The organism is Gordonia paraffinivorans NBRC 108238 (assembly GCF_000344155.1).
In the GTDB taxonomy this organism is placed as follows: domain Bacteria; phylum Actinomycetota; class Actinomycetes; order Mycobacteriales; family Mycobacteriaceae; genus Gordonia; species Gordonia paraffinivorans.
In genome coordinates this window covers 1-13,232 of sequence record NZ_BAOQ01000030.1, presented here as the reverse complement: position 1 = coordinate 13,232, position 13,232 = coordinate 1, and the positions used below count along the sequence as shown (strand labels likewise).

Annotated in this window: 11 protein-coding genes and 1 pseudogene; 8 read left to right on the top strand and 4 right to left on the bottom strand. The window is 68.6% G+C overall.

What is annotated here, in order from left to right; translation table 11 throughout:
* The first annotated feature begins 50 nt into the window (after window positions 1-50).
* The 3 genes from GP2_RS14875 (at window position 51) to GP2_RS14865 (ending at window position 2,379) form a co-directional block, all read left to right on the top strand.
* On the top strand, window positions 51-1,496 hold the full coding sequence (locus tag GP2_RS14875) for an MFS transporter (protein WP_006901348.1): 1,446 nt from the start codon (window positions 51-53) through the stop codon (window positions 1,494-1,496).
* Window positions 1,497-1,501: 5 nt separating this feature from the next.
* Complete coding sequence (locus GP2_RS20955; protein ID WP_006901347.1) at window positions 1,502-1,990, top strand: hypothetical protein; 489 nt, start codon at window positions 1,502-1,504, stop codon at window positions 1,988-1,990.
* A 185-nt stretch (window positions 1,991-2,175) separates the two neighbouring features.
* Entirely contained in the window at window positions 2,176-2,379 is a 204-nt protein-coding gene (locus GP2_RS14865) for a cold-shock protein (RefSeq protein WP_006901346.1), read from the top strand.
* 181 nt (window positions 2,380-2,560) lie between these two features.
* Here GP2_RS14865 and GP2_RS14860 read toward each other — a convergent pair whose 3' ends face one another.
* Window positions 2,561-3,202, bottom strand: coding sequence for a trypsin-like serine protease (locus tag GP2_RS14860; RefSeq protein ID WP_006901345.1), 642 nt, complete (start codon window positions 3,200-3,202; stop codon window positions 2,561-2,563).
* 207 nt (window positions 3,203-3,409) lie between these two features.
* Here GP2_RS14860 and GP2_RS14855 point away from each other — a divergent pair, with 207 nt between their 5' ends.
* The 5 genes from GP2_RS14855 (at window position 3,410) to GP2_RS14835 (ending at window position 9,804) form a co-directional block, all read left to right on the top strand.
* Entirely contained in the window at window positions 3,410-5,713 is a 2,304-nt protein-coding gene (locus GP2_RS14855; protein ID WP_006901344.1) for a glycerol-3-phosphate 1-O-acyltransferase, read from the top strand.
* Window positions 5,710-7,200: an HAD-IB family hydrolase gene (locus tag GP2_RS14850; RefSeq protein WP_006901343.1), complete on the top strand. Its 1,491-nt coding sequence runs from the start codon at window positions 5,710-5,712 to the stop codon at window positions 7,198-7,200. Before GP2_RS14855 ends, GP2_RS14850 begins: the two co-directional genes overlap by 4 nt.
* Window positions 7,197-8,651: a wax ester/triacylglycerol synthase domain-containing protein gene (locus GP2_RS14845; protein ID WP_006901342.1), complete on the top strand. Its 1,455-nt coding sequence runs from the start codon at window positions 7,197-7,199 to the stop codon at window positions 8,649-8,651. The genes GP2_RS14850 and GP2_RS14845 overlap by 4 nt, the downstream gene beginning before the upstream one ends.
* Before the next feature lie 108 nt (window positions 8,652-8,759).
* On the top strand, window positions 8,760-8,963 hold the full coding sequence (locus GP2_RS14840) for a hypothetical protein (protein ID WP_006901341.1): 204 nt from the start codon (window positions 8,760-8,762) through the stop codon (window positions 8,961-8,963).
* Window positions 8,964-9,060: 97 nt separating this feature from the next.
* The gene (locus GP2_RS14835; RefSeq protein WP_255218633.1) at window positions 9,061-9,804 is read left to right on the top strand and encodes an alpha/beta fold hydrolase; all 744 of its coding nucleotides are present in this window, start codon (window positions 9,061-9,063) and stop codon (window positions 9,802-9,804) included.
* A gap of 203 nt (window positions 9,805-10,007) precedes the next feature.
* Here GP2_RS14835 and GP2_RS22430 read toward each other — a convergent pair.
* The 3 genes and pseudogenes from GP2_RS22430 to GP2_RS14820 all read right to left on the bottom strand — a co-directional run.
* Window positions 10,008-11,271 (bottom strand): annotated as a pseudogene (locus GP2_RS22430) (DoxX family protein).
* A gap of 123 nt (window positions 11,272-11,394) precedes the next feature.
* Window positions 11,395-12,327, bottom strand: a complete 933-nt coding sequence (locus tag GP2_RS14825) for a winged helix-turn-helix transcriptional regulator (protein WP_006901338.1) — start codon at window positions 12,325-12,327, stop codon at window positions 11,395-11,397.
* Between the two features lie 38 nt (window positions 12,328-12,365).
* On the bottom strand, window positions 12,366-13,232 hold an 867-nt coding region (locus GP2_RS14820), incomplete at its 5' end, for an acetyl-CoA acetyltransferase (protein ID WP_006901337.1).

Here is a 13,232-nt window from a genome sequence, read left to right as displayed (position 1 = left end):
CCGCGAAATCGAGGGTTGACACCCGACCTGCGCGTTCTTACTTTCGGAACATGTTCGAAAAGTATCCGGAAACACTCGCCCGCTCCCAGTTGGTCCTCGCCGCGGTGGCCGTGACGCAGTTCCTGGTCTCGCTCGATCTCTCGGTCGTCAACGTCGGATTGCCCCGGATCGCAGACGGCCTCGGATTCGATGCGGTCGGCTCCACCTGGGTCATCCACGCCTACGCGCTGACCTTCGGCGGACTGCTGCTCCTCGGCGGCAAACTCGCCGACCGGTACGGCCGTCGACGGCTACTCCTCACCGGACTCATCGTCTTCGGGATAGCCTCGGTGGCAGGCGGTTTCGCGATGAACCCGATGCAGCTCGTGGTGGCACGGGCGATCCAGGGCGTCGGCGCCGCCGCCATGGCGCCGGCCGCGTTGGCCCTGCTGTCCACGACGTTCCCGGCGGGACGCGAACGCGTGAAGGCGTTCGGCATCTGGAGCGCGATGAACGCCGCGGGCGGCGCCTTCGGCGTGGTGATCGGCGGCGTGCTCACCGAGTACGCCGGATGGCGGTGGGTCATGTTCGTCAACGCCCCGATCGCCGCGATCGCCCTGGCGGTCGCGACCGGCATCCCCGCCGATCGCCTGACCGGCGGCCGCCGGAGCCCCGACGTGCTGGGGGCCGTCCTGGCGACCGCGGGCATGATGACGCTGGTCTACGGCATCGTCCGGACCGACGCCGTCGGCTGGGCGTCGACGAGCACCGTCACCACCCTGGCCGCGGCGGCCGTGCTGCTCAGCGCATTCGTCCTGGTCGAGAAGACGACACGCAACGAACCGCTCGTCCGGCTGGGGATCTTCGGCCACCGATCGGTCACCGGCGCGAACATCTTCAACCTGTTGCTGGGCGGGGCGATGGCGTCGGCCTTCTACTTCGCCTCCCTGTACGCCCAACGCGTGCTGGGCGAAGGGCCGGCCGTCACCGGCCTCGAGTTCCTGCCCCTGGCCCTCGGGGTCATCGTCGGGTCCGTGCTCGCCGTGCGGCTCGGCTACCGGTATGCCCCGCGCACCCTGATGGTGATCGGCGGCGGACTCACCGCACTCGGGTTGGCCTGGTTCGGCCGGATCTCCGTCGACGGCTCGTTCCTCGCCGACATCCTCGGGCCGGCGATCGTGACCGGCGTCGGCTTCGGGCTGGCGCTGGCACCGGTCGTCTCCGTCGCCACCGCCGGCGTCGCGGCGGACGAGAGCGGAACAGCGTCCGCGCTGCTCAACAGCTCCCGGCAGATCGGCGCCGCGCTCGGCCTGGCCGCACTGGGCACGCTCGCCGCGAGCCGAACCGGGGGCGACCCCTCCGTCGACGCGGCGAACGCCGGATACGGACTCGGCCTCACCGCGGCCGCAGCACTGCTCGTCGTCGCGGTTCTCGTCGCACTGACCGTCATCCCCCGCGGGGCTCAGGCGACGCACCGGGACGTCGACGAGTCCCCCACCGTCCAACGAAAGGAGTGAGAACGATGAGCAGTACAGCGAACACGAGGGTGGTCACCGGACTGACGGCGCTGGGCGCGGTCCTCACCGCACTGGTCGCGATCATCCCGTTCGGGATGCGCGACGTGCTGACCGATCACATCCGGCACGGGTATCCGGATTTCACGCCGGACGAGATCGACACCGCCGCCACGGCGTACCTGGGCATCCTCGGGATCATGGGCGCCGTCGGCGTCGTCGCCTGGCTGACGAGCGCCTGGCTGATCCGGCGCGGCACCCGCCATGCGCGGACGATCGTCTCGACGATCTTCGCCGCCGCCGTCGCCGTCACGGCCACCCTGGTCTTCATCGAGGACACCTCGGGGGAGGTCGGACTGGCCCCGGCCGTCGGCTGGATGCAACTCGTGCCGTGCGTCGTCGGTGTGATCGTCGTGGCATTGCTGTGGCGCGGCGGGTCCCGATCCGGCACCGACCGCCGCATCGGCGCACCGAGATCGGACACCGTGCACATCTGATCCCCGGCCACGCTCACGAAGACCCGCCCGACGGGAACGGCACCGGACGCGCACCGACCTCCCAGATCGTGCCACGTCAGAGCCCTTTTCGGACTCACCGTTTCCCAGGGCGGGTTTTCTGTGACAGACTGGCCGAGCAGCCATCGGTTTGGGTGGCTGTTCACTGAAGAAAGAAGTACAGCAGTATGGCACAGGGAACCGTCAAGTGGTTCAACGGCGAAAAGGGCTTCGGCTTCATCGCACCCGACGACCAGGGCGCCGATGTTTTCGTCCACTACTCCTCGATCAACGGTAGCGGTTTCCGCAACCTCGAGGAGAACCAGCGCGTCGAGTTCGACGTGGAGCAGGGCCAGAAGGGCCCTCAGGCAACCAACGTCAGCGCGCTCTAAGCACACCTGACTTCACGAAGCGTCGCGTCCGGCATGTCCGGCGCGGCGCTTCGTCGTTTCACGGCTTCGTCGTTTCACGGCTTCGTCGTTTCACGGCTTCGTCGTCCACCCGCCGTTCCCGCCCCGCTCGCACCCGACCCGGATGGTGTCCGAAAGGTACAGCGCCGCAACCGATCCGGGTCTAGCGGAGAGCTTTCGGCAGCTTCGACAGCGGGACGACCCGCGTACCGTCGGCCGTACCCGACGACAGGATGCCGACGACCCGCCCGCGCGCATTGCGCACACCTGCACCGCTGTCACCCATCTCGGAGCGAAGCGTCGTGGAAATCGTGTAGGACTCATGGACGTCGACGAACGGCGGTGCGAGCGAGAAGCCGGCCGACGTCCGCACCGCCGGGACCGGGTCGGTCACCTTTCCCCTGCCGGAGCCGGTGGCGATTCCGTTCTTGGTGACGACCTGGCCGCGGACGAACCCCGGCTGCCAGTCGATCTCGTCGACCCGGATCTCGGCCCGCGGCGCCAGGGAGATCACCGCGACGTCGAGCTTGCGGCCGACATGGTTCGCGGCCACGGTCCCGATCCGGTTCCCGTTCCGGTCTCGGACGGCGCGCCCGAGAGCGCCGCAATGTCCTGCGGTCAGGGCCTTCCCCCGGGAGATCACCGCTCCGAGCGTGCAGTTGTTGACCGTCAGGATCGTCTCGTCGATGCTGATCTGCATGCCGGACCGCACCGTGGGCGGTGCGGCATCCGCGATCGCAGCCGGGCCGCCGACGACCGCAAGCGCCGCCCCGACGGACGTCAGCGCACGTAACCGAATCCCCATGAATCCCCTCCCCGGACCCCGCCAGCCTATCCGTGACGGTCGGTGCACGAGAGGTCATCGCACCGACCCGAGCCGCATCGTCGAAAAGGCACCGCGTCCGATGTAAGCCACGTCACAATGGGCAGTGGGATCCGAGCGGCGAATCGTCGGAGCCGCCGGGACCCCGGGGGCGCAGTCCCCGTCGAGGCGACGTGAAGGGTGATGTAGGTGACCGACCCGGTTCTGGTTCTGACCAAGGCCCGTACCTCCTGCGAGATGCAGGCCGTCTCCGAGTGGGCCGCCGACGCCTATCCGGATGCCGAGATCCGCCCCGGCTCGGAGGTGGACTTCGAGGAACTGCCGCCGGAGACGCTCCTGGTTCCGGTACGACCGGTCTGGCTTCCCGCGGCCCGCCAGGGGGAACGCCGCGTCACCCTCGGCGACGTCCTCGTCCTGTCGAATCCGCGCCGGCCACTCGGACCCATGCAACCGATCATCCGCAAGCGCCGCCCGGACGCCCTGCGCGTGGCCGCCGGCGAGCCGGCCACCATCGCCCAACTGCGGGATCGCCACGATCGCGAGCAGGTGGCGTCGTCCTTCGACGAGTTCGTGCGGCTGCAGGCATCCATCTCGGCCGAACGCGCCGAACGACAGATCGTCGGCGACCGCTACAAGGTGCCGAGGCTGGTCGCCGAGCAGATCAGCAGCTCGGCCCGTTTCCGGGCCGGGGCCGCCGAGCTCGCCGCCGAGCTCGGGCGTCCGACGGACGCGGTGGTCGCCGAGGCCATCGATAAACTGTCGGGCTTCGTCGCAACCCAGAGCCGATTGATGAGAGACATCTTCTCCGCCACCTTCGACCGTCTCCACGAACGCGCATGGAATGTGAGCGTCGACGTCGACACCCTCAACTCGCTGCGCAAGCTGAACAAGAAGACGGGCCTGATCTTCCTGCCGTCGCATCGCTCGTACGTCGACCCGCTGGTCCTGGCAAAGGTCCTGCGCAGCAACGACTTCCCGCCGAACCTCGTCCTCGGTGGGAACAACCTGTCGTTCTGGCCGGTGGGGCCGATCGCCCGCCGCTCCGGGATGATCTTCATCCGGCGCAAGTTCGGGGCCGACCCGGTCTACAAGTTCGCGATGCGCTCCTACCTCGCCTACATCATCGAGAAGCGCTTCAATCTCGAGTGGTACATCGAGGGGGGACGCAGCCGGACCGGCAAGCTGCGCCGGCCGATGCTGGGGTTGCTGCGCTATGTCGTCGACGCGCTCGACCAACTCGAGGACGTGGATGTGACCATCGTGCCGACCTCCATCGTCTACGACCAGCTGCATGAGGTCGGGGCGATCGCCGCCGAGGACGCCGGCGGGGTCAAGAAGCCCGAGAGCGTCGGATGGCTGCTGCGATACGCCAAGGCGCAACGCGACTACCTCGGCGAGGCGAGGGTCCGTTTCGGCAGGCCGCTGTCGTTGCGGGAAACGCTCGCCGAGGCCGGCGAAGGGAGCGCACAGCTCGAGAAGGTCGCCTTCCGCGTCATGGACGAGATCAACTCGGCCACCCCGATCACCGCGACGTCCCTGGTCGGCTTCGCCGGACTCGGCGCCCGGGACCGCGCCTACACGCTCTCCGAGATCGAGGCCGTGCTCGCCCCGCTGCTGGACTACATCGACCAACGCGGGCTCCCCGGACCCGACCCGTCGCTCTGCCGCGGGGTCGGGCTGATCCAGACGCTGCGGGTCCTCGCCGGCAACGGCGTCGTCGCCACCTATGAGGGCGGGTCGGAGCAGGTGTGGTGGATCGTGCCGGAGAACCGTGCAGTGGCCGCGTACTACCGCAACGGCGCCATCCACCACTTCGTCGACCGCGCCATCGTCGAGATGGGGCTGCTGGCCCTGGCCGAGGGCGAGGTGCAGGCCGGCAGCACGCCGATACGCAGCGACCACGTCGGCAGTACGCCACCCAGCCCCGACGAGGGGCTGCTCGCCGCGGCCCAACGCGAGGCGCTACGCATCCGGGACCTGCTCAAGTTCGAGTTCTTCTTCCCGCCGAAACAGGAGTTCCTCCACCGCCTCGGCGTCGAACTCGATCTGCTGGCACCCGGCTGGCGCGAGGTCACCCCGTCGCAGGAGTGGACCTACGAGATGCTGCACCGCCACACCGGCGCCCTGTTCGCGCGCCGGACCCTGCAACCCTTCTTCGACGCCCAGCTGGTCGTCGCGACCAAGCTCGTCGAACTCGGCAACACCGCCCGCGAGAAGGACACCTTCATCAAGGACTGCCTCGGCCTCGGCCGGCAGCTCGACCTGCAAGGTGTTCTGCGGAGCAAGGATTCGGTGTCGAAGGATCTCTACGACGGCGGCTATCGCCTCGCCGACAACCGCGGGCTCATCCACGGCGAGGGCGTCGTCGACCTGCGTGTCGCCCGCCAGAACTGGCTCGACGAGGTCGAACTGATGCGGGACCGGCTCGCGCGCATCGCCGCGATCGAGGATCTCCAGCCCGTCGGCCGGACCGACGAGGAGGTCGCACGGTGAGCGCGTTCACCGATCGCATGCGGGCGATCCGCTCGGCGCCGCGGGGCAAGCAGGTCGCGGCGCTGTTCGACTACGACGGCACCCTGATCGAGGGATTCTCCGCGGCGGCGATCATGCGGGCCCGGTTGCGCAGCATGGAGTTCGGGCTCGGCGAGCTCGCCGAGTTCCTGCTCATCGGCCTGCGCGGCGTCGTGTCCGAGCAGGACTACGCCGAAGTGCTCGCAGCGACGCGGCCGACCTTCGCGGGCAAGACCTATGCCGAGCTGATCGCCTTCGGCGAGTACCTGTTCAAGCACGAGACCGCCGCCAAACTCCGACCGCAGATGTGGCAGATCCTGCGCGCGCACCGCGAGATGGGGCACACGATCGTGATCGCCTCGTCGGCGACGCGATTCCAGATCGAGCCGATCGCCAAGGAGATCGGCGCCGACTATGCGCTGGCCACCGACGTCGAGGTGGTGGACGGCGTGGTGACCGGCAACATCAAGGGCCGCCCGCTGTGGGGCCCCGGCAAGGCCGCCGCCGTCCGGCAACTCGCACGCGAACACGACATCGACCTCAACGCGTCGTTCGCCTACAGCGACGGCAACGAGGACATCCCCTATCTCGAGGCCGTCGGCAATCCTGCGGCCGTGTCCCCGCGCCGGATCCTCCGCGCCGAGGCCGAGGCGCGCGGGTGGCCGATCATCGACCTGAAGAACCCCACCTACAACAAGTTCGGCATGCTGGCCCGGACCGGCGCGTTCTACGGGTCGTTCCTGGCGTCGGCGGCGGTCGGCGTCGCCGCCGGCATCGTCCGGCGCGATCCGCAGGCCCTGGTCGAGGCGCTGCCCACGGGCAACGACGTCGGGCTGTCGCTGGCCGGCGTGCACGTCCAGGTGCTCGAGGGCGGGGAATACCTCTTCTCGGACCGGCCGTGCGTGTTCCTGTTCAACCACCAGTCCAAGCTGGACCTGCCGGTGATGATCCACCTCATCCGCGGCGAGGCCACCGGCGTCGCCAAGAAGGAGGTGGCCCGGGTCCCGGTTCTCGGGGAGATCCTCAAACAGGCGGGCCTGGTCTTCATCGACCGCGCCGACCGGAGCAAGGCGATCGAGCAGCTCGCGCCCGCCGTCGACGCACTGCGCGACGGGATGTCGCTGGTCATCGCCCCCGAGGGCACCCGCTCCCCGACGCCGCGGGTGGGTGAGTTCAAGAAGGGGCCGTTTCACATCGCGATGCAGGCCGGCGTGCCGATCGTCCCGGTGGTGCTGCGCAACACCGGCGAATTGATGTGGCGCGGTGCGCAACTCATCAGACCCGGGACCGTCGAGGTGATGGTCCTCCCGCCGATCGACACGAGCACCTGGACCGTCGAGGAGATCGGCAAACGCGCCGAGGAGGTCCGACAGATGTACGTCAGCACGCTCGCGGACTGGCCGCTGGAGTCGTTCGTCGACGACTCGGTGAAGTCGCTGCGTCGTTCACCCGAGGAGACCGCACGATGAGCAACGACGCCGACCTCACCCACGGCGTGGACGAGCCGCTCGACTGGGCCCGAGACCCGCACATGTCGCCCGTCGACACCATCATGTGGCGCGGCGACACCGACCGTCGCATGCGGGGCACCATCTGCATGCTCGAGATCTACGACTGCGACCCGGACTGGGACCGCCTGGTCGCGGCCCATGAGTGGGCCAGCCGGATGGCGCCGCGGTTCCGCCAGCGCGTCGTCGACTCCCCTTTCGGCACCGGAACACCCAGTTGGGCAGTCGATCCCGACTTCGACCTGCATTACCACCTGCGGCGTGTCCGGCTGGGCGGCGACGGATCCATGCGGGAGTTGCTGACGACCTGCGAGCAACTCGCCATGACCGCCCTCGACGCCGCGCGCCCGCCGTGGGAGGGCTACCTGTTCGAGGGCCTGCCCGACGGCAAGGCTGCCTATTTCCTCAAGGCCCATCACGCGCTCACCGACGGCCTGGGTGCGATCATCGGTCTGGCGCAACTGCATTCGCCGACGCGCGAGCACAACCCGAAGAAACCGCAGCCGCCGAGCCCGGACCCGGTGAACATCACGACGCTGGACATCCTGGAGCGTCAGGTCGCCGAGGAGATCCGCCGTGTTCCCCATCGCATCGACCTGACCCTGAAGGGCATTCGCGCACTCGCGCATCCGCGGGAGGCGCTGAGCACGGCGCTCCGCTACGGCAGGTCGGTGCCGCGAGTCGCCGGTCTCGTCAGTCCGCCCGGCTCCCCACTGCTCGCCAACCGGAGCGTGTCGTGGCGGTTCGGCGCCTTCGAGGTCCCGTTCGCCGATCTCAAGGCGGCCGCGACGGCGGCACGCTCGTCGGTCAACGACGTCTACCTCGCCGGCCTGATCGGCGGCTTCCGGTACTACCACGAGAAGATGAACTGCCCGGTCGAGGCGATCCCGGTCGCCATCCCGATCTCGGTGCGGCGCCCGGAGGACCCGGCCGGCGGCAATCGGATCGCGGTCGGGCGGCTCGCCGGCCCCGTCGGCATCGCCGACCCCTTCGAACGGGTGCTCACCATTCGCGAGCAGGTCCGGCAGGCCCGGCACGAGCCCGCGGTCGACATCTTCAACACCCTCGGCTCGGTGATGGCCTGGTTGCCGGGTTCGGTGTTGATGCGCTTCAGCGGGGCGACGAGCCAGAACGACCTGCAGGCGTCGAACGTGCCCGGAATCCCGTGGGACACCTACGTCGCCGGCGCCAAGGTCGAGCGGATGTTCCCGTTCGGCCCGCTCCCGGGCTGCGCCATGATGGCCACGATGATCACCCACAACGGGGTCGCCTGTCTCGGCATCAATTCCGACGGCGCCGCGGTGACCGACCAGGAGCTGTGGGCCGAGTGCCTCGTCGCCGGGTTCAACGAGGTCCTCGCGCTCGCGGCCGACGACAACCGTCCGCCCGGGCAGCTGAAGCGGGTAGTGTGACATCCTGAGCACGCACTGGCAGACGTCGTTTCGGCGACGCGACGTCGACCGAGGTCGCGTCGCCGAGACGAGGTCTGACCGGGCACGTCGGGGAGACGGCCCACCGGCATGGTGAACGGCCTGATGCTGACCCTGGTGCTCGGCTGCGGGATCATCGCGTCGCTCTGTGCGATCACCGCGGCCTGGTCGTACCTGCGTCGCGGACGCGAGCCCGAGACCGCCGACCGGCTCGCTCGGCGCTGGCTCGTCGCGACGGCCGTGTTCGGAATCAGCGCGCTCGTCTTGCGGTTCGTGTGGCTCCTGCTGCTCTGACGCGGACCTCCGAACTCGACCGAAACAGCGTCTGTCGGTCATCGACTGGCACTCTGTAGAAGTCCGATGCGACCGACCGACGAGAGAAGCCTTGCACGTGAAGACCTTCGTTTCCGGCGATCTACGACTGCAGTTCATCGACCTCGGTCCCACCGACGGACAGACAGTGATCCTCCTGCACGGGTTCCCGCAGGATTCGTCGTCGTGGTCGGAGGTGGGCGGTCTGCTCGCCGACGCGGGGTTCCGAGTGCTCATCCCCGACCTGCGCGGGTACTCACCCGAGGCGCAACCCCGTGAACTCGCGGAGTACACGGTCGACGCGCTCGTCGGCGACGTCGTCGCGCTGCTCGATTCCCACGGACTCGCTTCCGCGCACATCGTCGGTCACGACTGGGGAGGCTCGCTGGTCTGGACCATGAGGAAGACACATCCATCGCGGATGGCGACTGCGACGGTGGTCTCGACACCTCATCCGGCGGCTCTGTCGTGGGCTTGGACGCACACCGGACAACTCCTCCGCAGCTGGTACATGGGAGCGATTGCCCTCCCGCTGGTTCCGGAACTGGTCGTCCGGCGTCGACTCGCCTGGCTGCTCGAGCGGTCAGGGCTACCGGCCGAGCGGGCGACCCACTATCAGGAACTCATGAACCGGCCCGGAGTCGCCACGGGAGCTCTCAACTGGTACCGGCAGATGCTCCGCGACACCGTGCTCCCCAAGCGCAGGACCGGTTCGGCGAGAGATTCCGCACCCCGCCGCGCACTCTCTACATCTGGGGCACCGAGGACGCCTACTTCAACCGAGCCGTCGCCGAGAAGACCGTCGAGACCGTCAGTGACCTGACCTTCGTGCCGATCGAATCCGGCAGCCACTGGCTCCCCGAGACCGAACCGGAGGTGCTCGCCATGCGCATCACCGGGCACATCGACTCGGCCGTGTGATCGCTCCTCTCCTACCGACCGCACACCGCGGTGCCCGGACCGCCCGGGCATGACCACGCTCGTCGGACGTTCTGGGAGTCACGCCTCTACTTCGGCGCCGACGGCCTACCGGAAATACGGCTCCTCCTGGATCCAGTGAAACCCTCTGCTGCGCAGGGTCATCGAGTCGTGATCGAGACGGTGTGCGGTCATCGCGGTCGGCGTGCCGTCGACGACCCCGGTGAGTACCAGGGTGTCGGCGTCGGTCCGCCTCACGTGGAGGTCTGCGTCGGGACGGACAATGGTCATCCTGTCGTCGTCCACCCGTGCCTGCACGGGTACCAGCTCACCGTCCATCATCTGGAGGGTGACGGCCCCGTTGGTGTCGAACACCACGCGCTGCCAACGCTGTTCGTCGGTGGTCAGCGGCGGGAGCGACCGCCCGTCCACACGATGGTCCCCGACCGACCAGATCCCGTACAGCGCCGGCTTCGGCGCACCGCCACCGTACTCGTTGTACTCGTACCAGCTCTCGTATGCGGCACCGAATGCGACCCAGAGTCCCAGGGTCACCAGTACCCACCCCGCGCGACGGTTCAGATCGGCGCGAGCGAACAGCGGCGGCATGCGAGGCGGACGGGACGTGCGCCCGAAGACGAACAGGTCCGCGAGCCCTCTTGCGTACGGCGCGAGGAGGATCGCAGCGAAGACCACCAGATGCAGCGACAGGATCTTCACCGGAACGTCGAAGGTCAGGTTGAGGATCAGCACCTGGGTCATCGCCGCGAAGCTGACGAGCGCGCCGAGAACCGCTGTGCGCGAGCAGAACAGCAAGATCCCGCCGAGCACCTCGACGCTGCCCAGGATCATCTCGTAGACCGGGGAGGACCCCACCTGCATCCAGAGCACCGATGCCGGGGTTGAACTCACCGTACGGCTCGAGGAGGGTGGCCAGAGGAGGCTGTGCCATCTGCACCGGGATGAGCTTGGCGAATCCGTAGGCCAGCATCTGTCCGCCCAGCGCGAGTCGCAGTCCCAGCACGGTCCAGGCCCACAGTCGTCGGTGGTCGCGACGACGCCGGTCCACCGCCGACCAGACGACCGCCGCTGTCACCGCCACCGCTGCGATCAGGAACCAGAGGACCCAGAACGCGGTCTGGTCTCCACTACCGGTATTGCGCAGAACGGCATCGACGCCGAAGAAGGTGCGCCCGGCCCACTCGATGACCGGAGAAAGCAACCCCAGCTGCCACAAGGCCATCCGCACCGGCAGCACGCTCGCCACCACGCCGGCGTAGACGATGGTGATCTGCGACAGTGCCAGGCAGAACAGGATCGAGTAGACGAAGAGAAGGCGAAAGGCGATCGTGCGGGCCGGTGTCGATCGCAGTCATACCTCGACGCTAGGGAGCGTGTGCGCGTCGTCACATCGGGGAAGAAACCGAGATCGACCCCCTTCCGGGAGTCCTTCCCTCAGGGGTCGACTCGGGGTTACCCCGGGCGGCACCCGGATCTACTCCTCCACCAGCACCTCGGTCGCGCGCAGCCGGTGCCGGCACTCGCTGCAGACGAGCAACGGATCGAAACGCTTCCCGCACCGATGAGTGAACTCGATGGCAGGCCCCTCCGGCGCGCGGAACCAGCGCTGCCCCCAGGCGATCATCAGCACGACGACCGGGAAGAACGCCTCACCCTTCTCGGTGAGGTGATAGGTGACCCAGTCGGGACGGTTGGGGGCCAACTCCGTGGAGATCACACCGAGCTCGGTGAATCGGCGGAGGCGGTCGGCGACCATCGCCGGCGGCGCACCCGTCCGATCGCTCAGCTCACCGAATCGTCTGGCACCCAGCATGAAGGCGCCGAGCATCGCCGCCGACCACCGGTTGCCGAGAAGCTCCATGGTGTGGGGCAACAGTTGCGAGGGCTTCAGTGCGTTGGCCGATCGGCGTCGGCCGATGGAGGCCGGCACGCTGCGGGACCAATCGCCGCTCGGTCCGAGCCGGGCCGCGACGTCGTGACGAACCGTCTCCTCGCCGCACGCCGCGCAGACGAGGACGGGGACGAAACGACTGCCGCATTCGCGGTGCCGCATCGCCGGCAGCGGGGCGTCGGACATCGGCGCCCATCGCGCCTCCCACGCCCACATGCTCAGCAGGATCGGCCAGACCGAGACACCGCGCCCGGTCAGCTGATACTCGTAGCGGGCCGGACGGTCGGAGTAGCGAACCTTGTCGAAGAGCCCCAGCTCGGTGAGGCGGGCGAGTCTGGCCGAGAGCACCGAGTTGGAGATCGACCCGTGCTCCATCCAGTCGCCGTAGCGTCGGCAACCGGCGATCGCGTACCGCAGAATCCACAGGTTCCACTCGTCGCCGAGCGCGCCGAGGGTGACCGCGATGGCGTTGTCACCACCCGGTTCCAGCTCCGTGTACGCCGCTCGTCGTGCCACGTCGCAGAACTCTATCGGGGCGGGTCGAGCGTCACCCGTCACGCACTCCCGACGACGAAGCCGACGGTGGTGGTCGTGCTGCCGCCGATGTTGAGCGTCGCGGCGCGGCGGGCGCCCTCGACCTGGTATCCGCCCGCGGTCCCGGTGACCTGTTTGTGGCAGTCGAGCAGCATGCGGATTCCGGTGGCCCCGACCGGATGCCCGCCCCCGAGGAGGCCGCCGCTGGGATTGACCGGGATTCGTCCGCCGATCTCCAGCTCACCGGACTCGATCGCGCGCCAGCTCTCCCCGGGCGGGGTGATCCCGAAGTGGTCGATCGCCATGTATTCGCTCGCGGTGAAGCAGTCGTGCGTCTCGATCAGGTCCAGGTCGTCGACGGTGCCGACCCCCGCCCGCGTGAACGTGTCCTGAATGGCCTCGGTGACGTGGGGGAACATCAGGGGCTCGTCCGAGCTGCGCTTCAGCTTCTCCTCGAGTAGCAGGCCTGCCGTTCGGTGCCCCCAGCCGTCGATGCGCGAGATCGGCCGCTGTCGGAGCTCCGGGCGCGCAGCGAGGAACCGGTCCGACACGAGGACCACGCCGGCACCCCCGTCGGTGAGGAGTCCGCAGTCGGCCTTGTGCAGCCGCCCCTCGACGATCGGGTTCGCCACCGGGTCGTCGGAGAACGCCTCCGGACCGAAGTCCCACACGCGCGTCTGGGCGTTGGGATTGTTGCGCGCGTTCCGGATGTTCAGCTCGGCGATGCTCCAGAGATGGCGCGGATCGCCCCCGTAGCGCTTGTCGTACTCCTCCGCGATCCGGCTGAACATGTAGGGCCAGATGTACTTCGCGTCCTGCCCTTCGCGGCCGATCCAGGCCGCGCCCAACATGTTCTGGGTGCCGACGTCGCCCGGGACGTTCTTGGC